This is a genomic window from Hansschlegelia beijingensis (assembly GCF_014196425.1).
In the GTDB taxonomy this organism is placed as follows: domain Bacteria; phylum Pseudomonadota; class Alphaproteobacteria; order Rhizobiales; family Methylopilaceae; genus Methylopila; species Methylopila beijingensis.
Window position 1 is genome coordinate 181799 of sequence record NZ_JACIDR010000003.1, and the last position, 25434, is coordinate 207232.

General features: G+C 69.6%; 24 protein-coding genes and 1 pseudogene. 13 read left to right on the forward strand and 12 right to left on the reverse strand.

Features of this window, described 5'->3' with window-relative positions:
* The first annotated feature begins 41 nt into the window (after positions 1–41).
* From GGR24_RS10875 to GGR24_RS10890, 4 genes are all read left to right on the forward strand, one after another.
* Positions 42–1283, forward strand: a complete 1242-nt coding sequence (locus GGR24_RS10875; protein ID WP_246398320.1) for a flagellar basal body P-ring protein FlgI — start codon at positions 42–44, stop codon at positions 1281–1283.
* Positions 1283–1612 (forward strand): rod-binding protein, encoded by a 330-nt coding sequence (locus GGR24_RS10880; protein WP_183395383.1) that lies wholly within the window; start codon positions 1283–1285, stop codon positions 1610–1612. Before GGR24_RS10875 ends, GGR24_RS10880 begins: the two co-directional genes overlap by 1 nt.
* The gene (locus tag GGR24_RS10885) at positions 1609–2094 is read left to right on the forward strand and encodes a hypothetical protein (protein WP_183395384.1); all 486 of its coding nucleotides are present in this window, start codon (positions 1609–1611) and stop codon (positions 2092–2094) included. Before GGR24_RS10880 ends, GGR24_RS10885 begins: the two co-directional genes overlap by 4 nt.
* A 124-nt stretch (positions 2095–2218) precedes the next feature.
* Positions 2219–2545, forward strand: coding sequence for a hypothetical protein (locus GGR24_RS10890; protein ID WP_183395385.1), 327 nt, complete (start codon positions 2219–2221; stop codon positions 2543–2545).
* 6 nt (positions 2546–2551) lie between these two features.
* Here GGR24_RS10890 and GGR24_RS10895 read toward each other — a convergent pair whose 3' ends face one another.
* The 7 genes from GGR24_RS10895 to GGR24_RS10925 all read right to left on the reverse strand — a co-directional run bounded on the left by GGR24_RS10895 (position 2552) and on the right by GGR24_RS10925 (position 11356).
* A complete protein-coding gene (locus GGR24_RS10895; protein ID WP_246398322.1) occupies positions 2552–2881 on the reverse strand; it encodes a flagellar biosynthesis regulator FlaF in 330 nt (109 codons plus the stop codon).
* Positions 2853–3287, reverse strand: coding sequence for a flagellar biosynthesis repressor FlbT (locus GGR24_RS10900; protein ID WP_183395387.1), 435 nt, complete (start codon positions 3285–3287; stop codon positions 2853–2855). Before GGR24_RS10900 ends, GGR24_RS10895 begins: the two co-directional genes overlap by 29 nt.
* Positions 3288–3372: 85 nt before the next feature.
* Positions 3373–4560, reverse strand: coding sequence for a flagellin N-terminal helical domain-containing protein (locus GGR24_RS10905; protein ID WP_183395388.1), 1188 nt, complete (start codon positions 4558–4560; stop codon positions 3373–3375).
* Positions 4561–4745: 185 nt separating this feature from the next.
* Positions 4746–6335, reverse strand: a complete 1590-nt coding sequence (locus tag GGR24_RS10910) for a flagellin N-terminal helical domain-containing protein (protein WP_183395389.1) — start codon at positions 6333–6335, stop codon at positions 4746–4748.
* Between the two features lie 156 nt (positions 6336–6491).
* Positions 6492–8048 (reverse strand): flagellin, encoded by a 1557-nt coding sequence (locus tag GGR24_RS10915; RefSeq protein ID WP_183395390.1) that lies wholly within the window; start codon positions 8046–8048, stop codon positions 6492–6494.
* A gap of 52 nt (positions 8049–8100) precedes the next feature.
* Positions 8101–9939 carry a flagellar hook-associated protein FlgK gene (gene flgK, locus GGR24_RS10920; RefSeq protein WP_183395391.1) on the reverse strand — a complete coding sequence of 613 codons (1839 nt, stop codon included), beginning with the start codon at positions 9937–9939 and terminating at the stop codon, positions 8101–8103.
* Between the two features lie 37 nt (positions 9940–9976).
* A complete protein-coding gene (locus tag GGR24_RS10925; protein ID WP_183395392.1) occupies positions 9977–11356 on the reverse strand; it encodes a flagellar hook protein FlgE in 1380 nt (459 codons plus the stop codon).
* Positions 11357–11590: 234 nt separating this feature from the next.
* On the opposite strand from GGR24_RS10925, the gene pip reads away from it, so the two are divergent.
* From pip to GGR24_RS10940, 4 genes and pseudogenes are all read left to right on the forward strand, one after another.
* Entirely contained in the window at positions 11591–12574 is a 984-nt protein-coding gene (pip, locus tag GGR24_RS10930; RefSeq protein ID WP_183395393.1) for a prolyl aminopeptidase, read from the forward strand.
* Positions 12575–12640: 66 nt separating this feature from the next.
* Positions 12641–13828 (forward strand): PQQ-dependent sugar dehydrogenase, encoded by a 1188-nt coding sequence (locus tag GGR24_RS10935; protein WP_183395394.1) that lies wholly within the window; start codon positions 12641–12643, stop codon positions 13826–13828.
* 74 nt (positions 13829–13902) lie between these two features.
* Positions 13903–14046: pseudogene (locus GGR24_RS17935) on the forward strand (DUF4339 domain-containing protein); the annotation flags it as partial.
* Positions 14047–14496: a DUF805 domain-containing protein gene (locus GGR24_RS10940; protein ID WP_246398324.1), complete on the forward strand. Its 450-nt coding sequence runs from the start codon at positions 14047–14049 to the stop codon at positions 14494–14496.
* Between the two features lie 126 nt (positions 14497–14622).
* Here the strand turns inward: GGR24_RS10940 and flgH are convergent, their stop codons facing one another.
* The 4 genes from flgH to flgF are packed head-to-tail and all read right to left on the reverse strand — an operon-like array spanning position 14623 to position 17892.
* Positions 14623–15375 (reverse strand): flagellar basal body L-ring protein FlgH, encoded by a 753-nt coding sequence (gene flgH, locus GGR24_RS10945; RefSeq protein ID WP_183395396.1) that lies wholly within the window; start codon positions 15373–15375, stop codon positions 14623–14625.
* Between the two features lie 16 nt (positions 15376–15391).
* Positions 15392–16330: a flagellar basal body P-ring formation chaperone FlgA gene (gene flgA / locus GGR24_RS10950; protein ID WP_183395397.1), complete on the reverse strand. Its 939-nt coding sequence runs from the start codon at positions 16328–16330 to the stop codon at positions 15392–15394.
* 8 nt (positions 16331–16338) lie between these two features.
* On the reverse strand, positions 16339–17127 hold the full coding sequence (gene flgG / locus GGR24_RS10955; protein ID WP_183395398.1) for a flagellar basal-body rod protein FlgG: 789 nt from the start codon (positions 17125–17127) through the stop codon (positions 16339–16341).
* A 21-nt stretch (positions 17128–17148) separates the two neighbouring features.
* A complete protein-coding gene (gene flgF, locus GGR24_RS10960) occupies positions 17149–17892 on the reverse strand; it encodes a flagellar basal-body rod protein FlgF (protein ID WP_343066244.1) in 744 nt (247 codons plus the stop codon).
* A 306-nt stretch (positions 17893–18198) separates the two neighbouring features.
* Here flgF and GGR24_RS10965 point away from each other — a divergent pair, with 306 nt between their 5' ends.
* The 5 genes from GGR24_RS10965 (at position 18199) to GGR24_RS10985 (ending at position 24663) form a co-directional block, all read left to right on the forward strand.
* Positions 18199–18711 carry a flagellar basal body-associated FliL family protein gene (locus GGR24_RS10965; protein WP_183395399.1) on the forward strand — a complete coding sequence of 171 codons (513 nt, stop codon included), beginning with the start codon at positions 18199–18201 and terminating at the stop codon, positions 18709–18711.
* A 24-nt stretch (positions 18712–18735) separates the two neighbouring features.
* Complete coding sequence (gene fliM, locus GGR24_RS10970) at positions 18736–19902, forward strand: flagellar motor switch protein FliM (RefSeq protein WP_183395400.1); 1167 nt, start codon at positions 18736–18738, stop codon at positions 19900–19902.
* Positions 19902–20471, forward strand: coding sequence for a DUF6468 domain-containing protein (locus tag GGR24_RS10975; protein WP_183395401.1), 570 nt, complete (start codon positions 19902–19904; stop codon positions 20469–20471). Before fliM ends, GGR24_RS10975 begins: the two co-directional genes overlap by 1 nt.
* Positions 20468–21157, forward strand: a complete 690-nt coding sequence (locus tag GGR24_RS10980) for a MotE family protein (RefSeq protein WP_183395402.1) — start codon at positions 20468–20470, stop codon at positions 21155–21157. The genes GGR24_RS10975 and GGR24_RS10980 overlap by 4 nt, the downstream gene beginning before the upstream one ends.
* Positions 21158–21258: 101 nt before the next feature.
* Entirely contained in the window at positions 21259–24663 is a 3405-nt protein-coding gene (locus GGR24_RS10985; RefSeq protein ID WP_183395403.1) for a tetratricopeptide repeat protein, read from the forward strand.
* Between the two features lie 12 nt (positions 24664–24675).
* On the opposite strand, the gene fliP is transcribed toward GGR24_RS10985, so the two are convergent.
* Complete coding sequence (gene fliP, locus GGR24_RS10990) at positions 24676–25419, reverse strand: flagellar type III secretion system pore protein FliP (RefSeq protein WP_183395404.1); 744 nt, start codon at positions 25417–25419, stop codon at positions 24676–24678.
* Positions 25420–25434: the final 15 nt, after the last annotated feature.

Here is a 25434-nt window from a genome sequence, read left to right on the forward strand (position 1 = left end):
TTGCACTGCGCAGACAGTCCCGTTCTGCGAAGCGCCGTCAGATGCCCCAGATCACCATCCGCCGTCTCGTTTCGGCCGCGCTCGTCGCGGCGGCGGCCTGCTGGACGGTCTTCTCCGCCCAGGCCGCCGACATGGCCGCGACGACGGATCTCGGCCAGCGTAGCCGCGCCGTCGTGCAGGCGTCGGCCCGCGGCCACGCCTTCGCGAATGGCGACGACGGCGGGCCGGGCAGGGGAGGGGTGACCTCGCGCATCAAGGACCTCGCGGACATCGAAGGCGTCCGCGAAAACCAGCTCGTCGGCTACGGCCTGGTAGTCGGCCTCAACGGCTCGGGCGACACCCTCAATGCCGCGCCCTTCACCAAGCAGAGCCTGCAGTCGATGCTCGAGCGGCTCGGCGTCAACACGCGCGGCGCCATCCTGCGCACCAAGAACGTCGCGGCCGTGATGGTGACCGCCAATCTGCCGCCGTTCGGGACCCAGGGAACCCGCATCGACGTCACCGTCTCGGCGCTCGGCGACTCCACCAGCCTGCAGGGCGGCACGCTGATCGTCACGCCCCTCATGGGCGCGGACGGCGAGGTCTACGCGGTCGCGCAGGGGTCGGTGGCGGTGATCGGCTTCAACGCCCAGGGCGAAGCCGCCCAGGTGGTGCGCGGCGTGCCGACCGCCGGGCGCATCTCCAATGGCGGTCTGATCGAGCGCGAGATCCCGTTCGCGCTGAACAATCTGTCGACGGTCCGCCTCGCGCTGCGCAATCCGGATCTCACCACCGCGCGCCGCATCGCGGCGGCGATCAACCAGTTCATCGGAAAGGGCGTGGCCGAGCCGCTCGACCCCTCCTCGGTCGCTCTCAAGATGCCGAAGGGCTACCAGGGCAACATCGTCCAGTTGCTGACCGAGGTCGAGCAACTGCGCGTGGAGCCCGACCAGCTCGCCAAGATCGTGATCGACGAGCGCTCCGGCATCATCGTCATGGGCCAGGACGTACGGGTGTCCACGGTGGCGGTCGCCCAGGGCAACCTGACCGTGACGATCACCGAGACGCCGGTGGCCAGCCAGCCGGAGCCGTTCACCGATGGCGAAACGGTGGTGACGCCGCGCACCGAAATCTCCGTCGACACCGACAAGAACCGCCGCCTCGCCATCGTGCGCGAAGGGGTCAACCTTCGGCAGCTCGTGGACGGCCTGAACGCGATCGGCGTCGGGCCGCGCGACCTGATCGCGATCCTCCAGGCCATCAAGGCGGCGGGCGCGCTGCAGGCCGAGATCGAGGTGATGTGATGGCCGAAGCCGCAACGCCCGCCGCATCCACCCTCGCGGCCCTCGGCGCCCAGAAGGCCTATGGGGCGAAGTCTCCGGCCAAGGCGGATGACCGGCTCGACGCCGCCGCGCAGGATTTCGAAGCCGTCTTCCTGACGCAGATGATGGAGCAGATGTTCTCGGGCCTCGGCGATAGCGGGCCGCTCGGCTCCGGCGAGGGCGGCAGCGCCTATCGGTCGATGCTCGCAGACCAGTACGGCAGGACCATCGCGGCCGCCGGCGGAATCGGTCTGGCGGACGACGTCCGCCGCGAACTCATAGCGATCCAGCAGGGGGGGCAGTCCTCATGATCAATCGACGCCGGGCGGTTCCGGCCGCCGCGACCATGTCTCCGCTGTCCGTGCAGGAGGCCGCCGAACGCCTGGAGCGAACCGCCGACACCGTCGCGCGACTGACGGCGGTGATCGTCGAGGAGACGCGACTGGTGCGCGCCGGCGCCTATGGCGCGGCCGACGGCCTGCGGCAGGCGAAGGGCGAGCTTTCCGGGCGCTACATGCTCGACGTGAAGAGCCTGCAGGCGAGCGTCGAAGCGGTGGCCGCGCAGCCGCGCGAGGCGGTGGGCGAGGTGGAGCGGCTGCACGTCGCCTTCCGGGCGGCGCTGGACGAGAACCTCGCCGTTCTGGGCACGGCGCGTTCGGTCGCCGAGAGCCTGCTGCGCGGGGTGGCCGAGGAGGTCGGCGCTCGCGCGGCGCCGAGCACCTATGACGCGCGCGGCGGATCGCGCGACCAGCGTCCGTCCGCCGCCCCGATTTCGCTGTCGCGCGGGGCCTGAGCGCGAATCGGTCGGTATCTCAGAAGCGGGCGTTAACCCCATCTCCTAACATGGAATTAACGCGGCCTCCGGCAGGATGGACAAGCGCGCAGGCTCGTCGGCGCGCGGATCCTCGGAGGACGAGATGGACTCTGCGATCGGATCGCTGGTCACGCCAGCTTCGGCCCTGAGGGGGCCGGGCGCCGGCGGCGCGCGCGTGGAGCCCGCGACCGGGCCGTCGAGCCTCAGCGATCAGCGGTCTTCCGGCCCCGCCGCCTCCCGCCCCGACGCTTCCCGCCGGGAGGTGCTGGAGGACGAACGGACCGGGACCTTCGTGTTCCGGCTGGTCGACGTCGCGACCGGGCAGGTGACCTCGCAGACGCCCAGCGAGGCGCGCCTGAAGCTCAGGGCCTATATCGACGCCCTGGTCGCGGACAATGCGCGGGGCCCCTCGCTCGAGCGGTTCGTCTGAACCCGCTCAGCCGCGCAGGCCCTCTGCGATATTGCGGTTGATGTTGATCAACGCGGTCAGCTGTTCGGCGCGAGGCTCGGCCTCGACCGAGGAGCAGCGGCCAAGCACGAACAGCGCGATCTTGCGGATGTTCGCCTTGGTGCCGGCGTCCAGCGGGTTCTCGGCCCGCATCACCGAGCTCAGGAACACCGTCCAGAGCTTGCGGTTGAAGATGGCGGCCTGACGGGCGCCGGACTGATCGAAGGGGCTGGAGGTCTGCGCAGCCGCGAAGCGGGCTGCGGCTCTCAGAAGAAGTTGAGCGTCCCGTTCACGCGGGTTCGCCGTCGTCTGAGCCATTCTCGCGTAGGCCTGCGCTCCGCTCTGCATGCTCGAATATACTCGCCTCGTACGCAACCAACTTGCGCGCTTCCCGGAAAGCTTTGTAAAGCGCCCCGGTTAAGACGCAGTTATTCATGCGCTCGACGATTTCGAGCATGCTCGGCGCAGCTTTCAGCGCGTCTCGGGTCAGCTCCGTGTAGATCGGCAGCAACCGGTCCGTGGATCCGGCGAGATACATCATCTGGACCGCGTAGCAGATGCGCTTGGCGGGCGTGTCGGCCCCGTCTTCCTGCAGGATGTCACGCTCGCGCAGGACGGGATCCTGGCCGTCGATCAGCAGGCTGGTCCGCGAGGCGCCGTTGGTCACCACGGACCGGCCGATGACGATGCGCTCGCCGGGCTTGAGTTCAACTTTCAGGGTCATGCGGCGACAGATAGCACAGCTTCAAAAACGAAGCGCGGCGGAGGCCTGAGCCTCCGCCGCGCTTCGCAGGAAAGATCGAAAGAATTCAGCGCAGGAGCTGGAGGATCGCCGCATCCTGCTGCGTCGAGATGGAGAGCGACGAGACGATCAGCTGCTGCTTGGTCTGCAGCGTCGCCAGGTTGGCGGCTTCCTCGTTGGTGTCGGCGGCGGTGAGCGAGTTCGCGCCGTCCTGCAGGGTGCCCACCATGTCCTTGGTGAAGGTCTCGCGGGTCTGCACGATCTGCAACTGCGACCCGAACTTGGCCGACTGCGCCTCGATGATCTTGAACGACTTCTCGATCTGGTCGAGCACGCCGTTGATCGAGGAGGAGTCGTAGAAATCCTCGGCCGCGATCGACGCCAGGCCGACGCCGTTGGCGTCGAACTGCACGCCCTTGACGTTGAGCTTGGAGGATCCGTCCTCGTTGAAGATGACGTCGAGATCGTCGCCCATCAGCAGGTTGACGCCGTTGTAGTTGGCGTCCTTCGCGATGGTGTTGATCTCCTTCAGAGCGGCGTTGTAGTCCTCGGCGAAGTCGGCCCGCTTCTGCGCGGCCAGCGCGTCGAGGACCGGCGCGCTGAACGTCAGCGTGGTGAAGGCGTTGGTGGCGCCGGTCGCGGTGCCGGAGATCGCCGGCGGCGTCGAGTTCGCGACCGAGTTGTCGGCCTCGAGCTTCAGCTTGTGGGTGGTGGCGTCGAAGGTCGCGTCGAGCAGGACGTTGTTCTTCTCGAAGAAGGCGTTCAGCTTGTCCAGCGTGTCCACCTGGTTGGCGCCCGTTCCGAACGTCACGGTGACGTCGGCGCCGTCCTTGTCCTTGACGATCAGCGTGTCCCCGCTCGCCAGCACGGTTCCGCCGAGGAGGTTCTTGGCGGTGACGCCGTCTCCCAGCGCATCCGACTCGACGCCCGCCTTGGTCTCGACCGCGAGCGGCGACTGAAGGGCCGACCTGGCGGTCGCCTTGAGCGTGTTGACGATGTCCGTGATCGCCTTGATGCCGTTGTCCGCCGCCTTGAGCGTCTGGACCGAGGATCCGACAGTGTCGAGCAGGGTGTTGAGGTCGCTCGCCCGCCGGTCCAGCGCGTTCGCCGTGAAGAAGCTCGACGGATTGTCGAAGGCCGAGTTGACCTTCTTGCCGGTCGACAGCCGCTGCTCCGTCTGCGCGAGGAGATCGGTCGTCGACTGGAGACTCCGGAGGTTGGAGCGGATAGCGGAATTGAGAACGACGTCGGCCATTGAAGGGCTCCTAACGGGAGACGCCTCAGCAGGGCGCGGACGTAATCTAGGCTTGTTAACCTTAATGAGCCGTTAAGGTTAATTCCTCCTTGCGAATGCTTTGCGCGCGCTTGGCCGGTGAAACGAGAGAAGGGCGGAAGCCGAAGCTTCCGCCCTTCACGGAAGGTCTGTGTGGCGGCTTGCGATCAGCGCAGAAGGCTGAGGATGCTCTGCTCCTGCGAGGTCGAGATCGCCAGCGAGGAGACGATCAGCGACTGCTTGGTCTGGAGCGTCGCAAGGTTCGCGGCCTCCTCATTGGTGTCGGCGTCGGTGAGGGCCCCGGCGCCGTCCTGCAGCGTGCCGATCATGTTCTTCGTGAAGGTCTGCCGCGTCTGCACGATCTGCAGCTGCGAACCGAACTTCGACGAAGTCTGCTCCAGGGTGGCGGCAGCCTTGTCGAGCTTGTCGATGATCTTGTTGATCGAGTTCGAGTCGTAGAAGTCGTCGGCGCTCAGCTCCGTGATGCCGAGGCTGGCGGCGTCGAAATCCACGCCCTTGACGTCGAGCTTCGACGAGCCGTCCTCGTTGAACACGATGCTCAGGTCGTCGCCATTGAGCAGGTTCACGCCGTTATAGCTGGCGTCCTTGGCCAGCGACGAGATCTGCTTCAGCGCGTCGTTGAAGTCCTTACGATAGTTGTCACGGGTTTCCTTGCCCGCGCCGCTGACGACCGGAGCCGAGAAGCTCTTGGAGGCGAACGCCGCGCCGGAGGCCGTGGCCGTGCCCTCGAGGTCCACCGGGGTCTTGTTCGCGGCGGCGTTCGAGGTCGTGAGGGTCAGGGTGCCCTTCTTGGTCGCGGCGTCGACGGAGACCGAGGCCTCGAGGTCGACATTGTTGTCCGAGAAGAACTTGTTGAGCTCGTCCAGCGTGTCGATGCCGCTGGAGCTGAAGGTCACCGTCTTGGTGTTGCCGTCGCGGTCCTGGACGTTGAGGGTCTGGCCGGCGAGGCCGCCGGTGGGCGTGCCGCGGGCGGTGGTGCCGGCGGTGAGGCCGAGCTTGGTGAGCGTGGCGCTCGAGCCGCCGATCGTCAGGTCGCTGGTCGTGCCGGTGCTGATGGTCAGCTTGCCGGCGGCCACCGTGGAGGCCGTGCTGGCGCCGGTGATGCCATCGATCTTCGCGAGCAGATCACCGATGTCGTCGGTGATGTTGACCTGATTGCCGGTCGCGCCCGACGCCACGAATTCGATCTCCGTGCCGTTGACGGTGATCTTCTCGCCGGCGGTCAGGCCGCTCGCCAGGTTGTCCGAAGCCGCGCCGGCCGTGCCGGAGAGCTTGGTGTTGGCGGTGACGGCGGCGGCGGTGCCGGTGTTGTCGTTGGTGAGCGCCGAGCCTTCGACCGTCGCGTTGGACGGAGCGCCGCCGAGCAGGTTCGTCTCGGACAGGTTGTCGATCGCGGTGGAGCTGATCGAAGCCTTGGTGGTCACCGCCTGCGGGGACTGCACCGCGCTGCGGGCGGTCGCCTTGAGGCTCTCGATGACGTCGTTGATCGCGGTGATGCCGTTGTCGGCCGCCTTCAGCGTCTGGACCGAGTTGGAGACGCTGTCGAGCATGTTGTTCAGGTCGCTCGCGCGGCGGTCGAGAGCCTGGGCCGTGAAGAAGCTCGAGGGATTGTCGAGCGCCGAATTGACCTTCTTGCCGGTGGAGAGCCGCTGCTCCGTCTGGCCCATCAGCTCGGAAGCCGACTGCAGGGAACGGAGGTTCGAGCGAACGGCCGCGCTCAGGGAAACGCCAGACATGCCAGTCTCCTGTCCTAGGAGTTTGATGTGACGCCCCGTCCTGAGGCGTGCGAGGACAGTCTGGCCTGGCTCACTAAGCCCGGGTTAAAGGCCCGGTTGGTTCCGGCGCGGCGCGGGACAAGTTTCCGCCATGGTTAAGAGAATGCGAATAGCGCGTCAGAGGAAGTTGACGAGGCTGAGGTTCTTCAGCGTCGCCGTCGCCTGATAGCTCGCCTGAAGCTGCGTCTGCAGCGCGAGGATCTTGAGCGTGGCCTCGTCCTTGTCGGCGCTCTCCACGCCGGAGAGCGCGTCCTGGGCCATCGATTTGGCCGCCGCGTGCCGGGCGCTCGCCGCCTTGATGGCGTTGTTGGCGGCGGCGAGGTCGGTCGCCATCGTCCTGACGGCGGCCGTCGCGTCGCTGGAGCCGAGCGCGGCGATGGTCCGGTTGGCGAGCGCCGAATAGCGGGCCTTGGCGTCGGCGTCGTCAGCCGAGAAGGTCATCGCCGAGAACACGGCGAGGTTCTGGACCACCTGACGCGTCCCGGCTTCATTGGCCCGCGCCCCGTAGGCGACGGCGACGCCATCGTCGATCCTGGCCGCCGCGGTCTTGCGGGGATCGTCGGTCCCGGTCTCGCCGACATACCAGGACACGGTCTTCTCGGCGGTGTCGGTCCTGTCGAGCGCGGTCGCGTTTTGAAGAGCGGCCACACGCTCGGCGTCGCTCGCATAGCTCCCGTCGAAGCCGGCGACGCGGGCGGGGCCGCTCCCGGCGGGGGCGTTGAAGAATTCCTCGCCGGCCTGGACCGCGGACGCCGCGACCAGCGCAGTGTCGGCGCGTGTCTTGAGCGCGGCGTCGAAGCTCGCCCGCATGTTCGCGGCCGTCTGCGCCGGCGTCGCGCCGACGCGGAACTCGCCGGGCGCCAGGGCCGACGTGTCGTCCGCAGCCTTTGCGGTCAGCACGATCTCCTCGGTCGAGCCATCCGGCAGCGTCAACCCGACCCGCATCTGGTCGCCCGTCTTGGGCTGCCCCGTGACGCCGAGCGTGATCGTCGCGGGAGAGCCGGTCGGGCCGCTCGCGACGCCGTTCGTCATGGAGGACGACAGCGACGAGATCTTGAAGCCGAACGGCCCGGAAGCCTCCTCGGCGACGCTGAATGACGAGCCGGACACCCCGGAGACGTCGATGCGGCCACGGCCGTCGGCGCCGAGATCCGCGAGCTTCCGCTCGGCGATCACGGTCCGCAGGCCGGCCTTGGCGCCGTCGTCCGCAAGGATCGCGTCGGCGGACAGCACAGGCTTCGTATCGGTCGTGCGTCCCGAGAACACGAACCGTCCGCCGACGTCGGTGTTGAGTTGCGCGATCGCGTCCTGCAGGTCGATCGCCGCCTGAGACTGCGTCACCGTCACGGACCCGGTCGTCAGCGTGAAGTCGTTCGGGTCGACGAGCCTGTATTCGGCGCCGATGTCGTCGAGGCGCTGCAGCGCCGTGCCCATGACGGCGATCCGCGTGCCCACGGTCGCGGCCGTGGCGTCGTAGGAGGACAACGCGGCGAGCTTCGCCCGCATCGCGAGCGAGGTCGCGCGGCCGTCGCCGAGGCCCGCATAGGTGGCCGACACCATCCCGGTCGATAGCTGCCGCGTCAGGTCGTTGAGCTGAGACCTGCTCTTGGCCAGCGCGTCGACGAGGCTGGGGCGGCCCACGCCGCTCGCCGCATATGGTCCGATCGAGGTCATGGTTCAGGCCTTGTCCGCGGGCGCGCGGCGCTGGAGGTCACGCGGCCGCGCATCAGACGTTCATCAGCATGTCGAGCATCTCCCTGACCGCCGTGATCACGCGCGCATTGGCGCTGTAGGCGGTCTGGAGCTGGATCAGCTTGCCCATCTCCTCGTCCGTGTCGACGCCCGAGGACTCAGAGAAGCGGTCGGTCAGCGCCGAGACGACCAGGGACTGGCCATCGGCGATCCGCGTCGCGGCGGCGCTGGCGCTCGCCTGCATGTTGATGACGCCGCCGGCGAATTCGACGACCGATCCCGTGAAAGGCGAGGCCGCGCCGCCGAGACCGGTGTCCGCGCGGAAGCTCGTGCGAGCCGCCAGGGCGTCGCGCAGGAAGGCCGGCCTGGCGTCGTCGCCGGAGGCTGCGCCGCCCGCATAGCGGGTGAGGGCTTCGGGGTCGTCCAGCAGGTCCGGATTGACCGCGATGCGCCCCGCGAAGCCGGTCCGTTGGGCGCCGCCGTCGAGACTGTTCGAGTACGGATCCCCGCCGGCGCCGTCGACGAACACCGGCAGCGCGAGCCCGCCGCCGGACAGCGAGGTCGCCGTGATCCGGGACGATCCGGCCGAGATGCTGAGGCCGGGCGCGTTAGACGTGAAACGGAAGCCGTCGGCGTTCGCCGCGGCGCCGAGGCCGATCCCCTTCGCCGCGAGGGCCGCGTTCAGGTCGGCCGCGGCGGTCGGCGACGAGAAGTCGATCCCGATGACGGTGTCGTTCGGGTCCGCCGTCAGGCCGTCAGCGAGCGGCAGCTTGCTCGCGTCGCCGACGTTGACGATCGTCACCGACCGCGTGGCGCCGCCGTCCGAATAGGTGACGGAGAGCCGGTCGCCGGGCAGCGCCCCCTGCGTCGTCAGGTCGACGCCGCCCGCCGTCGGGCTGACGGAGGTGACGTTGGAGCCGAGCGCCTGGGCGAGACTGGACGCGAGTTCGTCGAGCTGCGTCTGGGCCTGCGGGAGCGTCTTGTCGCGCAAATCCGCCAGCGCGCGGAGCTCCCCGGAGCGGAGCTGGCCGCTCGCGAGCAGATCGACCGAATAGCCCGAGGGACGCACCAGCGTGATCGTTCCAAGGCTGCTGGCGGCGGCGTCGGAGGCGTATTGCGCCTGCGGGACGATCGTGCTCGACGGCTGGAACTGCAGCGTCGAGGCCTGGCCGTCATAGAGCGACAGGCCGCTCTGCGTCTTCACGCGGATCTGGCCGGCGCCAAGATCCTCGACCTTGACGTCCATCAGCGAGGACAGCGTGTCGATCGCCTGGTCGCGCTGGTCTTCAAGAGCCGCGGTGGACTGGCCCTGCGCGATCGCCCTGGCGATCTGGGCCGTCAGGCTCTCGATCGACTTCAGGGCCTCGTTGGCCCGGTCGACGCCCGCGCTCATGGCGCGATCGGCCTGGCCGCGCAGCTCCTGCACGCTGCTCGACGCGGCGTTCAGGGTCTGCGCGAAGATCTGCGCCTGCGACAGCACGTTCGACCGCGCGCTCTGGTCGTCAGGCGATGCGACGAGCGCATCGAGGGCGCTGGCGAAGCCCTGCGCGACCGTGTCGAGCGAAAGGTCGCCGCCCGGCGTGCCGAACACGCTCTGCAGCCGATCGAGATAGTTCGCGCGCGTCGCCGCGTAGCTGGCGCCCGCCGTCTCGGTGCGGAGCTGGCGCTGGAGATAGACGTCGAGTTCGCGGCGCACGTCGTCCGCCCGGACGCCCACCGTGACGCCGCCCGCCACCGCCTGTTCGGTGACGAGCGTCTTCTTGGTGTAGCCGGGGGAGCCCGCATTGGCGACGTTCGCCGCCACGAGGTCTAGGCCGGACTGGCTCGCCTTCAGGCCCGAAAGCGCGGCGCCGAGCGCGGAGGAAAGGCCCATCTCGTCGGGTCCTCAGGTGAGCTGGCTTCGTCCGCCGTCAGCGGACCATGCTCAACGTGTCCTGCATCATCGAGTCCGACGCCGAGACCACGCGCGTATTGGCCGAGTAGGCCTGCTGGGTGACGATCATCTTCGAGAACTCGTCGGCGATGTCGACGTTCGACTGCTCGAGCGCGGAGCCCACGATCTCGCCTTCGCCGGCGATCGGCGCGCCGGACGCGACCGTCTGCTGATAGGCGCCGCCGTCGACATGGGAGAGCTGGTTCTCGGCGTAGAAGCTCACCACCGGGACCTTGTAGAGCGTGCGCGACTTGCCGTTCGAGTAGGTCGCGTTGACGAGGCCGCCGTCATTGATGGAGACGCTGACCACGTTGCCGGAGGACACGCCGTTCTGCGTCAGCTGCTTCGTCGTCACCCCGCCATTGGTGTCGGCGTACTGGGTCAGGCCGGTGCCGTGGTCGAGCGTGACCGCGCCGAGCGATTTGCCGTCGATCGTCAGGTTGGCGATCGAGGTGACGCCGTCGGTCGGCGTCACCAGCGCGCCGTCGGAGTTGAACACGTAGTTCTGCGTTCCCGCCGCCGACGGGTTGGCGTCCACCTTGGTCCAGGCGGCCTCCGAGCCCGTCGCGGTCGGATCGGACAGATAATAGAGCGCCCAGGTGTCCTGCGCGCCCGACGTCGCGTCCTCGTTGGTCACCTTGCCCCAGCGGAACTGGACGTCGTAGGCGGTGCCCTTGTCGTCATAGACCGTCACCGCGTCGCCGCTGACGCTGCTTGCGATGAACGCGTCCGACTGGTCGGCGGTGACGCTGGCGCCGAAGCTCGAGCCGAGCAGCCATGAGCTCTCGTCGCCGGAGACGTAATTGGCGGTCTGCGGCGCCGAGGGAAGGTTCGCGCGGTAGGTGACCGAGGTGGTCGCCTCGGCCGGATAGAAGTCGTTCGACAGCTTGATGATTTCGGAGGCCGACCCGGTCGGGTTGCCGGTCCGCGAGTCGACCGCCAGGCCCTTCAGGTAATAGCCCGCGCCGTTGACCACGTAGCCGTTCTTGTCGATCGTGAAGTCGCCGCGGCGCGTGTAGAGATCGCCGCCGCCGAAGGTCGGCTTGCCGTCGACCTGGCCGGTGTTGTCCTGCACGACGAAGAAGCCCTGGCCGTTGATCGCGATCGAGGTGCCGGAGCTCGAGGCCTGCAGGGTGCCCTGCACGTCGTTGCTTGAGCGCGAGAACGCCTGGACCGAACCGGCGACCTGGCGGTTGACGTTGAGGTCGCCGCTCAGCACGAGGTCCGCGAAGGAGGTGTCGGTGCGCTTGTACCCCGTCGTCTGCGAGTTCGCGATGTTGCCCGAGATGTTTTCAAGCGCATAGGACTGCGCCTGGAGCCCGCTCACCGCCGTCGTCAGCGCGCCGAAGATACCCATTGCCGTCTCCCGAAGCCGCAGAACCTCATCAGGCCGCGCGCGCAAGCCGCGGCCTCCCTTACGCCCACGCAAACCGCGCGCCAGTCGAATAGCCGAGTGTTTTCAATGGCTGAGTGGCCGTTGGCCGGAACGGCCGGCCACGCATCCGCTGCCGAGCGGCAGTTTCTGCCGGGCGCCGGAACGTTGACGCACGCCGCTCGGGGGGCGACCGTGGCGGGTGGCGGGAGATGATTCATGGCGGATGCGGCGAGCGAGCCGGAGACGGGCGGAGCGCGACGCAAGCTCTACCCGCCGATCGAACCTTACCAGCACGGTCATCTCGACGTCGGCGACGGCCACCGGGTCTACTGGGAGCTCTGCGGCAACCCGCAAGGCCAGCCTGTGGTGTTCCTGCATGGCGGGCCCGGCGGCGGCTGCGGCGCGGCGCACCGGCGGCTGTTCGACCCCGCGCGCTACCGGATCCTGCTGTTCGACCAGCGCGGCTGCGGCCGCTCGACGCCCCATGCGGAGCTCGAGGCGAACACCACCTGGCATCTCGTGGCGGACATGGAGCGGCTGCGCGAACTGACCGGCGCCGAGCGCTGGCTGGTGTTCGGCGGCTCCTGGGGCTCGACTCTCGCGCTCGCTTATGCGGAGACCCATCCGGAGCGCGTCACAGGGTTGATCCTGCGCGGGATCTTCACGCTGCGGCGCTTCGAGTTGGAATGGTACTACCAGTCGGGCGCCTCGCTGCTCTTCCCGGACAAATGGGAGAGCTTCCTCGCGCCGATACCCGTGGAGGAGCGGGGCGACCTGATCGCCGCCTACCGCAGACGCCTGACCAGCCCCGAACGCTCCGTTCGCCTGGAGGCCGCGAAGGCGTGGAGCGTCTGGGAAGGCGAGACCATAACGCTGTTGCCGGACCCCGCCTTGGCCGGCCAGCACGGCGGCGACGCCTATGCGCTCGCCTTCGCCCGCATAGAGAACCACTACTTCACCCATGCGGGCTGGTTCGATGAGGGACAGCTCATCCGCGATGCGCACCGGCTGAGCGGAATCCCGGGAGTCATCGTGCAGGGCCGCTACGACGTCGCGACCCCGGCCGTCACCGCATGGGACCTGAAGCGCGCCTGGCCGGAGGCGGAGTTCCACCTCGTGCCGGACGCCGGTCACGCGTTTTCGGAGCCGGGCATTCTCGATCGTCTCATCCGCGCGACCGACGCCTTCGCGGACAGGTGACCGCGCCGTGCTTTGAAGGGCGCGGCGGCGGCGCTACATGTCCCCCGCGACGGAGGGAGACACGATATGCGTCAGCGCAGCCTGACACGAACCGCGATGGGCGCCGTCGCCGTCTGCGCGCTCGCCGGAATGGTCGCGACGGCGTTCGCGGCGGCCCAGACCCGCGCGCGGAGCGACGCCGCCAAGCCTCAGCCGGCGGTCTCCGTGGAGACGGTGGCGGACGGGCTGGAGCGCCCGTGGGGGCTCGCCTTTCTTCCTGGCGGGCGCATGCTGGTGACCGAGAAGGCGGGCCGGCTGCGGCTGGTTTCGCCCGACGGCAAGGTCTCGGCGCCGGTGACCGGCATGCCGAAGGTCGACGCGCGCGGGCAGGGCGGCCTGTTCGACGTCGCGATCTCGCCTGACTTCGGCAAGAACCGGCTCGTCTACTTCACCTTCGCGGAAGCCGGCGAGGGCGGGGTGAACGGCACGGCGCTCGGCCGCGGCCGGCTCGCCGACAACGCCGCGCGGCTCGAAGACGTCCAGGTGATCTGGCGCCAGTCGCCGAAATACGCCTCCACCAAGCATTTCGGCTCGCGGATCGCGTTCGCGCCGGACGGCAGGCTCTTCGTCACCACCGGAGAGCGCTCGGACGACCAGTTCCGCGTCAAGTCGCAGGCCCTCGACGAGACGCTCGGCAAGGTGGTCCGGCTGGAGCCGGACGGGACGCCGGCCGCCGACAATCCCTTCGCCGGCCGCCCCGACGCCAAGCCCGAGATCTGGTCCTACGGCCACCGCAACATTCAGGGCGCGGCCATCGAGCCAGGAACCGGCCGGCTCTGGACGGTCGAGCATGGCCCGCGCGGCGGCGACGAGCTCAACCGGCCGGAGGCGGGCAAGAACTATGGCTGGCCGGTGATCTCCTATGGCCGGGAATATTCTGGCGCCAAGCTCGGCGAAGGGACCGAGAAGGAGGGCATGGAGCAACCGGTCTATTACTGGGATCCTTCGATCGGCCCGTCCGGCCTCGTCTTCTATACGGGCGACGCCTATCCGGGCTGGCAGGGCAGCGTGTTCGTGGGCGGACTGGCGATCCCGATGCTCGACCGGCTCGAACTCGCGGACGGAAAGGTCGTTCACGAGGAGCGCCTGCTCGAGGATCTCGGCGAGCGCATCCGTGATGTCCGTCAGGGGCCGGACGGCCTGCTTTACCTGCTGACCGACAGCGACGACGGCCGGGTGCTGAGGCTGAAGCCGGGCAAGGCAGGAAAGTCGTAGGCGGGACTAAAGTCTTCCGCCCGAGACGTCCGGGCGTCGGGTAGTCTCTTCCCGACCTTCCAGGGGGAGAGCGGATGAGCCAGTCGGACGCGTGGTTTTACCTTTCGGGGTCCGAAAGCAAGGGGCCGTTCTCAAGAGAACAGATCGCGGCGCTGGCGTCCGAGGGGGCGATCGACGCTCGCACGCAGGTCTGGTCCGAGGGCTCGGGATGGCGACCCTTGGCTGACACCGACCTTCTCCGTGCACCCGGATCGGGACCGGCCGGCCGTTCGTCCGTTCCGCTGGTGAGCGCCCGGCCCGACCGCGGCCCGAGATCGGTCGGCTTCATGGAGGCCACGCGGCTGTTCTTCTCGAACTACGCGACCTTCTCCGGGCGGGCGTCCCGCTCCGAGTATTGGTACGCCGTGCTGTTCGTCGTGCTGAGCTCGGTCGTGGCCGCGTCTCTGGATGTGGCGCTGTTCGGCAACAGCGGGCGCATCGACCCGATATCGTCGATATGGCAGCTCGCGCTGCTGATCCCGGGCATCTCCGTCGCCGTCCGCAGGCTGCACGACACGGATCGCACCGGCTGGAACTACCTCTGGCTGTTTCTGCCGGTGATCGGCGCGATCATCCTCATCGTGTTCTTCTGCCAGCGCGGTTCTCCGGGGCGGAACCGCTACGGCTGAGCCGTCAGCGGCCGCCGGGGGGAGCCGGCGGCCGCTCAGGTCCGAGGGGCGGGGTGGACGCCGCCCTTCGGGCGCCGCGGAGGAGGGCCGGCGCCGGCCCGCTCCCGCGATCTCTGGAACAAGGGCTCAGAAGGGCAGCAGCACGTCCATCACCTGCTGGCCGTAGCGCGGCTGCTGCACGTCGGTGATCTGGCCGCGACCGCCATAGGCGATGCGGGCCTGCGCGATCTTCTCGCTCGCGATGGTGTTGTCCGCGTCGATGTCCTCGGTCCGCACGATGCCCGCGACGATCAGCTCGCGCACCTCGAAGTTGACCCGGATCTCCTGCTTGCCCTCGATGACGAGCGAGCCATTGGGCAGCACCTGGGTGACGACCGCCGCGACGTTGGTGGTCAGCGTCTCCTTGCGGTCCACCGAGCCTGCGCCCTCGCTCGAGGCGGTGGAGCCCGCCTTGATCAGGTTCGAGGGGTCGACGGCGTTCGGCAGGAACTTGCCGAGCTTGGTCTCGAAGCCGAGGAAGTTGTCGACGCCGGACTGCTCGGAGCTGCTGCGCGCGCGCTTGGTCGTGTTCTCGATCTCCGCCTTGTCGGTGATCTGCACCCGGACGGTCAGCAGGTCGCCGACCCGTTTGGCGCGCGGATCCTTGAAAAAGCCCGTGGCGCCGGCCTGCCACAGCGAGTTCGGCTGGTACGAGACCGGCATCACTTCGGGCATCGGCATCTGCACCGGCTTGTAGCCCGGCTGCGTGGTCGGATTCTCGATCGCCGAGAGGGACGGCTGCTTGCCGACATTGGCGAGCCGGTCCGCCGCGCCGCAGCCTGCGAGCGAGAGGGCGGCGACGCCGAGCGAAAGAAGGCGGAGGGCGTGGCGCTGCGTCATGACTGGCGCTCCTTCGTCAGCGGCGGGCGACGGTGGTCGTTGGCGCGGTGACGGTGACCTCGGAAGGTCCCGTGACCACGCCGTTGACGACGCGCTTGGACTGCAGGTTCTGGACGGCGATCACGTCGCCGGCGGCGCCGGCGGCGAGGGCCTTGGCCTTCAGGGACAGGGAGAGGCCATCGGCGACGTACACCAGGGTGATGAATCCGCCGCGCTGGACATGCTGCGGCCGCATCAGGTCGGACTCCCGGAGCGCCTGGCCCTCCCGGAGCGGCCGGCGCGCGGCGAGCCCGACGATGTCGAGCGCCAGCGGCTCCGCTCCCGCCGGCCGCGGGCGGCGCTCGATCCTTACGTCGGCGGCCGTCACCAGGTCTCCACGGGAAAGGGGGCGGAGGAGGGTCGCGGTCTCGACAGTCTCGGCGGCCGTGCCGGTCACGACGGCGGCGGCTCTTCCGCCGTGACGCTCGCGCGCCTCGATCTCGGCCTCGAAACGACCCGTCGCGCGGTCGAGGGCGAAGCGGGCGAGCTGAAGCGGTCCCGCGTCGCGCGGATCGAGGCGCAGCGGGCCTTCCCGGTCGAGCGTGATCGCCACCGCTTCCGCCGGAAGATCAGCGTCGGCGGCGAAGCGGGCGGTCAGCAGCGCCTGTATCTCGGCGACCGAGACCTCGCGGCTCGGCCTCGTCACCGTGACGGCTGCGAGCCCGCCCAGGGCGACGTCGTCGATCCCGGCCTGCCGCGCCGCGGCGATCACCTGCTCGGCCGGCACCCGGCCGGTCATGCCGGGGTCGGGGGCGCGGAAAAGCGCGACGCCGGCGCGCTCTCCGGCCCCCTCGATCAGATCGCCCGCGACCACGAGGTCGCCGGTGACGACGGCCTCGGGCCTGAGCAGCGGCGCGGCCGAGGCCGCGCCCGCGAGCATGCCGAGCAGCGGCCCGGCGATAAGGAGACGTCTCATCGTCTGGCTCATCGCATCATCGCCGCGCTGGCCTGCAGCATCTGGTCCGCCGAGGAGACGACCTTCGAGTTCATCTCGTAGGCGCGCTGGGCGGCGATCAGGTCGGAGATTTCGGTGACGGCGTTGACGTTGGACTGCTCGAGATAGGACTGCAGCACCGATCCGAAGCCCTCGGCGCCCGGGATGTCGACGAGCGGCGTTCCGCTCGCCGGGGTCTCGAGGAACAGGTTGTCGCCCTTCGCCTCGAGGCCGGACTTGTTCATGAAGCGCGCCAGCTGGAGCTGGCCAAGGTTCTGCGTCGCGGTCTGGCCCTGGATGGTCGCCTCGACCTCGCCGGTCGCGCTGATCGCGACCGAGAGGGCGTTGGCCGGAACCGTGATGCCGGGCGCGACCACATAGCCGTCGGCGGTCACCAGCTGACCGTTCGGGTCGAGCTCGAACGAGCCGTCGCGGGTGTAGGCGGTGGTGCCGTCAGGCAGGTTCACCTGGAAGAAGCCTTCGCCCCGGATCGCGATGTCGTAGGGCTTTTCGGTCGCCGCGACCGAGCCCTGGCTCATGACGCGCGGCGTCGCGACCAGCTTCACGCCCGAGCCGATGTCGACGCCGGTCGGCAGCACCGTGCCGGTGTCGGAGCTCGATGAGCCGACGCGGCGCAGGGACTCGTAGAGCAGGTCCTGGAACTCGGCGCGCTGGCGCTTGAATCCCGAGGTCCGCATGTTGGCGATGTTGTTCGAGATGATCTCGACGTTCATCTCCTGGGCGGCCATGCCGGTGGAGGCGGTGTAGAGGGCGCGCATCGTGGTGCTCCTTCCCTGGCCTTAAGCCGGCACGTCGGCGAGGCGCTCGATCGACGTGCGCCGCAGTTCGTCCTGCCGCTCGAGCAGCGACGACAGGTTCTGGTAGGAGCGGGTGACCTCGACGAGGCGGCTCATCTCCGCGATGCCCTGGACGTTGGACTTCTCGACCGCGCCCTGGATCAGGCGCGTGGCGGACGTCACCTCGGTCGGCGTGGCGGTCGCGCTGAACGTCGTCGACGTCTCTTTCTTCATGCCCATGAGACTGGCGAAGCGCATGACGCGGAGCCTGCCGCGGACGCCTTCGCTGGTCGCCACCTGGCCCTCCTGGTCGACGGTGAAGCCCGTCTCGTTCGGAGCGAACTGGAGCGGCCCGTTGGTCGTCATGACCCGGAAGCCCTCGTTCGTGACCAGCATGCCGGTCGCGTCGACCTTGAAGGAGCCGTTGCGCGTGTAGCGGACGCCGGCGTCGCTCTCGACTTCGAAGAAGCCGTCGCCGTCGATCGCGAGGTCCGTCGGATCTCCGGTGGTCTGGATCTCGCCGCCGCCGAAGTTCGACACGGTGGCGCGGTCTTCGACGAAGGACAGCGGGCGGTCGCGACGCATGAAGTTCTCGTCGCGCGCCTTCGACGTCAGGAATTCGGCGAACACCATCGAGTCGGCCTTGAAGCCGGTCGTGTTCATGTTCGCGATGTTGTTCGAGATGACGTCGAGCTCCCGCCGCAGGGCGACCTGCCGCGACAACCCGACCAGAGAGGCGTTTTCCACCACACGCTCCCGCGGTCCGATCTGCGATGTCTCTGGCCGCGCTCGCCATCCTCCCCGACGGCGTCCGCGACCGGCATCACCGGTGCAGGCGGCGTGCCAAGCGGCCGCTTCCCTCGAAAATGAACGGATTCGCGAAATTCCGGCCGCTGCCGGGCAGGTCGCAACGCGGCAGGACGGCGCAAAATGCCCGGCAGGAATTGCCGGGCGCGGGGGCTTTCGCAAGGTTTCGTTAAGCTTTGCGACCTATTCGTTAACCATAGCCGGCGGCGGCGAATTGGGGCGCGGCCTGCGGGCGGCGCAGGTGCGATGGCGGACAGCGACCAGGACGGCCAGGCCTCCACGGCCAAGGCCAAATCCAAGAAGAAACTCTTCATCCTGGGCGGCGCCGCGCTCGCGGTCGTCATCGTCGGAGCCGGAGGCTATCTGCTCCTCGGCCGGAGCGGCGGCGCGCATGAGGATCAGGCCGCCGCGGCGGAGGAGAAGGTGGCGGCGCATGCGCCCGCGCCAGCCAAGGCGGCGTTCCTCGACCTGCCCGAGATGACCGTCAACCTCGCGACGGCCGACACCCAGAAGCAGCGTTACGTCCGCCTCGCCATCGCGCTCGAGGTCGACAAGCCCGAGATGGCCGAAGCCATCAAGCCGATGATGCCGCGCGTCCTCGACAGCTTTCAGACGCATCTGCGCGAACTGCGGCCGGAGGACATCAGGGGGTCCTCGGGCGCCTATCGCCTGAAGGAAGAGCTTCTGCGTCGCGTCAACGTCGCGGTCGCGCCCGCGCGCGTCGAGGCGGTGCTGTTCAAGGACATCGTGATCCAGTAGCGGCGTTCGGGGAGATCGCGGCGGATGGCCGGCGGACAGGACAAGACGGACGACGAACTCGCCGCCGAGTGGGAAGCGGCGATGAACGAGCAGGTCGGCGACGCCGGCGGGATGGCCGGCGGCTGGGCTGCGACGCTCGACGAGTCCGGCGGCGGCGGCCCCGACGGCGTCAAGGGCGGCGCGGACCGCGTGCTCAACCAGGACGAGGTCGACGGGCTGCTCGGGTTCAACCCCGACGAACTCGGTCTCTCGGATCAGTCCGGCATCCGGGCGATCATCAACTCGGCGCTCGTGTCCTACGAACGCCTGCCGATGCTGGAGATCGTGTTCGACCGACTCGTCCGGCTGCTCACGACCTCGCTGCGCAACTTCACGTCGGACAATGTCGAGGTCTCGCTCGACGGCATCCGCTCCGTCAGGTTCGGCGATTACCTCAACTCGATTCCGCTGCCGGCGATCCTGTCGGTGTTCAAGGCCGAGCAGTGGGACGGCTTCGGGCTGGTCACGGTCGATTCCGCGCTGATCTACTCGATCATCGACGTCCTGCTCGGCGGGCGGCGCGGCGTGACCAAGATGAAGGTCGAGGGCCGGCCCTACACCACGATCGAGACCAGCCTCGTCCAGCGCATGATCGAGGTGGTGCTGACCGACGCGGAGCACGCGTTCAGGCCGGTCAGCCCGGTGGACTTCTCGCTCGACCGGCTCGAGACCAATCCCCGCTTCGCCGCCATCACGCGGCCGGCCAACGCCGCGATCCTGGTGACGCTGCGGGTCGACATGGAGGATCGCGGCGGCGGCATCCAGATGCTGCTGCCCTATGCGACGATCGAGCCGATCCGCGACGTGCTGCTGCAGATGTTCATGGGCGAGAAGTTCGGCCGCGACACCACTTGGGAAGGTCATCTCGCGACCGAGATCTGGGCCGCGCAGGCGGAGGTCTCGGCGGTGCTCTACGAGAAGAAGCTGCCGCTCAAGACGATCCTCAACCTCGATGTCGGCGACACGCTGATGCTCGACATCAAGCCGGACGCGCTGGTCGAACTGCGGTGCGGCGACGAGGTCGTGACGGAAGCCCGGATGGGGCGCTCCGGCGAGCGCGTCGCCGTCCAGGTCGCGCGGCCGCTGCGCCGCTCGCGCACCACGCTCGCGGCCTTCGAGGCCGCCGGTCAGACCCGGAAGGAGGCCTCGTGATGGAGAATCTGATCGGGATCGCCATCGAGTCGCTCGTCGCGGTGCTGCTCGCCGCCACGATCGTCTACTGCGCCGTGCTCGACAGGCGGCTGCGGCGTCTGCGGGGCGACGAGACGATGATGCGCCAGACGATCGGAGAACTGGTCGGCGCGACGCACGCCGCCGAGCGCTCGATCGTGGCGCTGCGGGCGACCGTCGGCGCCTGCGAGGAGACGCTCGCCGAGCGTCTCGGCAAGGCGCAGGGGCTCTCGCAGGACATGGCGAGGCAGCTCGCAGCCGGCGAAGAGGTCATCGAGCGCATCACGAAGATCGCCAAGGCGGCTCGCGAGCATGCCTCCCGGGTCGCGTCGCGCGAGCAGATCGACCAGCTCGGGGCCGAACGCGAGGCCGCGCGGCTGGAAGCCCGCCGCCGCGCCGAGGAAGAGGCGCGGGTCGCCGCCGCGCGCCGCGAGGCGGCGGAGCGCGAGCGCGCCGCACCGCCGGTCCTGAGCGCTTCGGCCGCCACGGCGGCCGCCGCCGAACTGTTCGCGTCGCGCGTCCGCGCGCTCAGCCTCGGCGACGCCGCATGAGCGAGCCGTCGCGCATGCGGCTGATGCCGGTGGTGATGATCGCCGCCGGAGCGCTGCTCACGCTCAAGCTCGCGGGCCTCGCGACCCACAGCGGCTATCTGTTCTCCCCCGCGCAGGCCGCGACCGCCGAACCGGGCCTGCCTGCGGCCTCCGAGGTCGGCCAGCCGCCGGCCGCGACGGCCCAGCCGGCCAAGGCCGAGCCGCGGGGAGGGGAGAGCGAGCAGTCGGCCTCGCAGAAGGCGCTGCTGGAGGCGCTGCAGAAGCGCCGCGAGATGCTGGATTCGCGCGCCTCCGACCTCGAGCTGCGCGAGAATCTCCTCAAGGCCGCCGAGAAGCGCCTCGAGGAGCGCCTCGAAGAGCTCAAGCGGGTCGAGACCTCGGTCGCGGAGGTGGATCGCAAGCGCGCCGACGAGGAAAAGGCGCGGCTCAAGAACCTCGTCACGATGTACGAGACGATGAAGGTCAAGGAGGCGGCGCGGATCTTCGAGAAGCTGGACCCCGCGGTGCTGCTCGACGTCGCGTCGCTGATGAACCCGCGCAAGCTCTCCGAGATCATGGGCCAGATGTCGCCCGAAGGCGCCCAGAAGCTCACTGTCGCGCTTGCACGGCAGGAGGTCGGCGCCCGGCCCACCGACGTCGTCGCCCGCGAACTGCCGAAGATCGAAGGACTGCCTACGCCGCCCTAAGGCCTGCCGGGCCTCGCTTCGTCGGTAACGGCTTGCCAACGGCTTGCCTTTAAGACTCCGCGGGATCGACGCAGGACGCGTCGGGGTTCGGGAGCCAAGGCATGGCGAATGGCAGGGTGAGAGCGCTCGTCGCGTGGATCGCGCTTGGGCTCTCCGGCGTCGCCTGTTCTCCCGCTCTGGGGGCCAACGCCACCGTCTCCGCCGTGATGGCGCCGGAAGGTTATGCGCGCATCGCGTTCGCCTTCGACCGGCTGCCGGGCTACCAGACGCGTCTCGTCAGCAACGTCCTGGTGGTCAGCTTCGACGAGCCCGTCGACCTCGATCCCGCGCCCATATCGCGGGCGCTCGGCCGGATCGTGAGCGTGGTGCGCCGTGATCCGGACGGCGCGGCCGTCAGGATGGCGCTCAGCGGAACGGCCAGGATCGACGCCAAGGAAGCCGGCGACACGCTGTTCGTCGACCTGCTGCCGTCGAACTGGGCGGGCATGCCGCCGCCTCTGCCGAACGACGTCATCGCGGCTCTCGGCAAGGAGGCCCGCGAAGGGCGCGCGATCAAGGCCGAGGAGGAGCGCCGCCGGCTTCGGCCGCTCGCGCCGCTGACCGTGTCGGGCGCGACCCATCCGACGTTCCGCCGGCTGATCTTCTCGGCGCCCGAAAGCGTGCCGGTCGCGTTCAAGCGTGTCGGCGACCGCGTGGCGGTGACGATCTCGGCCGAGATGCCGTTCGACCTCGAGGCCGCGCGCGCGAAGCTTCCGCCGGAGCTTGCGATCGACGTGTCGCGCGCTCGCGGGTCGCTCACCATCTATGCGGCGGCGCCCGAAGGCCGCGACCTTCGCGGCTTCCGCGACGATGGCGGCTTCGTTCTCGACATCGACCGATCCGACGCGGCCGCGACGGACGCGGCCGCCGACCTCCCGCCGCTCGCTCCGGCCCTGAAGCACGCAGCCGAGACCGCTCGGACAAGCTCCGCCGCGCCCGTGGAGGAGCCGCGATCCGCGGACGCGCCCGGCGTCGTTCAGGGCGAGCCGCCGGCGCCTGAGCTCGCCAGGCCGGCCGCAGCGGCGGATCGCGCTTCGGCCGCCGCCGTCAGCGCGCCGGCCCCGGCGGCCTCTCCGCAGCAGCCTTTTGCGACGCGCGTGGGGGAGACGCTGCGGCTGACCTTCCCCTTCGCGCGCGCCACGCCGGCCGCCGTCTTCCGCCGGGGCGTCTCGTTGTGGGCGGTGTTCGACGATCCCAAGACGCTCGACCTGAGCGGGCTGCTTCGCGACGCCGGCGGCGTGATCGCCGCCGCCGAGCAGACGCCGGTCGAAGGCGGACGGGTCGTCCGCTTCAAGCTCGCTCGCGCCGGGCTGATCACGGCCGCCAGCACCGGCTGCGACTGGGTGATCTCGCTCGGCGAAGACCTTCTGAGCGCGAGCGGCTCCATCGAGCTGAAGCCCGCCTTCAGCCGCGACGGCCGGGCCGCGGTGGAGGCGGAGGCTCCGGGCCTCGGCGCGATCCATACGCTGCGTGATCCGGATGTCGGCGACATGCTCGCCATCGCGACGCTCGCCGGCCCGGCGCGGAACGTCGACCGGCCCCGCCAGTTCGTGGAGTTCTCCGCGCTGGCCACCGCGCAGGGCGTTGCGATCGGCCTGACCGCGGACGATCTGCGGGTGACGGGCGATCTCGACAGGCTGCGGATCTGGCGCGACGAGGGCCTCGCTCTGTCGAGTGACGTGCCCGCCATGGCCGGGACAGCCGCGCCTGCGGCGGGAGCGACCATCCTCAGCGCCGCCGCGTGGGCCGAGGAGAGCGCCCGCCCGTTCGGCCGGCGCGAGAACGAACTGATGCGCGCCGCCGCGATGGCGGCGCCCGACAGCCGCACCGAGGCGCGGCTCGCGCTCGCGACCTTCTACCAGCTGAATGGCCGCGCGGCGGATTCGAAGGCGGTGCTCGGCGCCGTTCTGGCGGACGACGCGGCCGCCGAACGCGACCCCCGCGTGCCGATCCTGCGCGCCGCCGCCGAGGTGGATCTCGGCCGTCCCGAGACCGCGCTCGCCATCCTGCGGCGGCCGCAGCTCGCGGCTAACCCAGAGGCCGCCCTCTGGCGTGCCGAAGCGGAAGCGGAGGCGGGGCGCAGCGGCCCCGCGCGCGAGGCGCTCCGGCGCGGCGCCCCTGCGCTGCCGGCGCTTCCGGCGGTCTTGAGGGGCCGCTTCCTGGAGAGCGCCGCGGCGCTGGCGCTCGACGCGGGCGACGCGCCTGCAGCGGCTGCCGAGTTCGAGCGTCTTGCAAGCCTGCCGTCGACGCGCGACCCGGGCGCTCGCGAGCTGCTCCGCGCGCGGCTCGCCGAAGCGATGGGGCAAACGGAGCGGGCGCTCTCCGTCTACAAGGGCGTGATCCGGGGCGGCAGCCCCGCGGCGGCCGCCGAGGCCGATCTGCGCGCGGTCGAGCTTCGGCTGCGCCGCAATGAGATCAGCGCGGGCGACGCCATCGTGCGGCTGGAGCGGCTGGTGGCGGGCTGGCGCGGCGACTGGATCGAGGCGGAGGCGCTCGCAAGGCTGATCGACCTCTACGGCAAGCAGGAGCGCTGGCGCGACGCCTTCTCGGCGCTGCGCGTCGCGGTCGAGGCGTTCCCGAACGCCGAGAGTTCGCGGACCCTGCAGGACCGGATGCAGGAGCGCTTCATCGAGCTCTTCCTCGGCGGCGGCGTGGACCGCATGTCGAAGCTCGACGCGCTCGCCCTGTTCTACGATTTCAAGGAGCTGAGCCCCGGCGGCAAGCGCGGCGACGAACTCGTCCGCCGGCTGGCCGACAAGCTGGTCGAGGTCGATCTGCTCGACCAGGCCGCGGAACTGCTCAACTATCAGGTCGAGCATCGTCTGACCGGCGCCGCCAGGGCCCAGGTCGCCGCGCGCGCCGCGCTGGTCCACCTCATGAACGGCAAGCCCGCCGAGGCCGTCGAGGTGCTGCGCAAGACGCGGCAGGCCGATCTGCCCGCAACGCTGGTCCAGGGTCGCCTGATCCTGGAGGCCCGCGCTCTGGCGGCGACCGGCAGGACGGACCTGGCGCTCGAAATGGCGGACGGGCTCAAGGGGCCGGAAGGCGCCCGCCTCAAGGCTGACGTCCTGTGGTCCGCGCGGCGCTGGGCGGAGGCGGGCGAGGCCGCCGAGACGATGCTGGGCGGGGCCTGGCGCGCCGCCGCTCCGCTCGCGTCGGAACAGCGGGCGCAGGTGCTGCGGGCCGCGGTCGCGCTTTCGCTGGCCGGCGACGGGCTCGGGGTGGACCGCATCCGGCAGAAGTTCGGGGCCAAGATGGCCGACAGCTCCGACGCGGCCGCGTTCGAGGTCGTCACCGCCCCGGTCGAGGCGCAGGGCGGAGCCTTCCGGGAGATCGCGCGCTCGATCGCCTCCAGCGCCGCCTTCGAGGCGTTCCTCAAGGAGTATCGAAGCAGGGCCGCCCAGGATCCCGCCAACGCCGCGCCGACCGGGGTCTCGGCCAGCGCGGCGACGCCGTCGCGGGCCTAGCCCGGGCGGGCTTCAGCCGCCGTAGCTTTGCACCAGACTGCCTGCGACGAGATTCCAGCCGTCGACCAGGACGAAGAAGATCAGCTTGAACGGCAGCGACACGATCGCCGGCGGCAGCATCATCATGCCCATCGACATCAGCACCGAGGCCACCACGAGGTCGATCACGAGAAACGGCACGAACAGCAGGAAGCCGATCTCGAAGGCGCGCCTGAGCTCGGAGATCATGAAGGCCGGAACCAACACCCGCAGCGAGACCTGATCGGGCGTCTCGGGCGCCGGCTCGCGCGACAGGTCCTGAAACAGCGCGAGATCCTTCTCGCGGACATGCGCCAGCATGAAGGTGCGGAACGGGGCGACGCCGCGCTGGAAGGCGGTGGCGTCATCGATCTGGCCGGCGAGCCGCGGCGCGATCGCCTGATCGTAGGCGGCCTGGAAGGTCGGGGCCATCACGAACGCGGTGAGGAACAGCGCGAGCGCCGTGATCACCGAGTTCGGGGGCGCGGTCTGGGTTCCGACCGCGGTGCGGAGCAGCGAGAGCACCACCACGATGCGGGTGAAGCAGGTCACCATCACCAGGATCGACGGCGCGAGACTCAGCACCGTGATCAGCGCGACGATCTGCAGCGCGCGCTCGCTCACTCCGCCCTGGCCAAGATCGAGCGTGAGGCTCTGCGCGGCAGCCGGCGTCGCCGCCGACAGAGCCGCCGCGATCAGTCCATAGCGAAGCGAGCGTCCGCGCCAGGCGGCGGGCATGTCGGGAGGGACCCG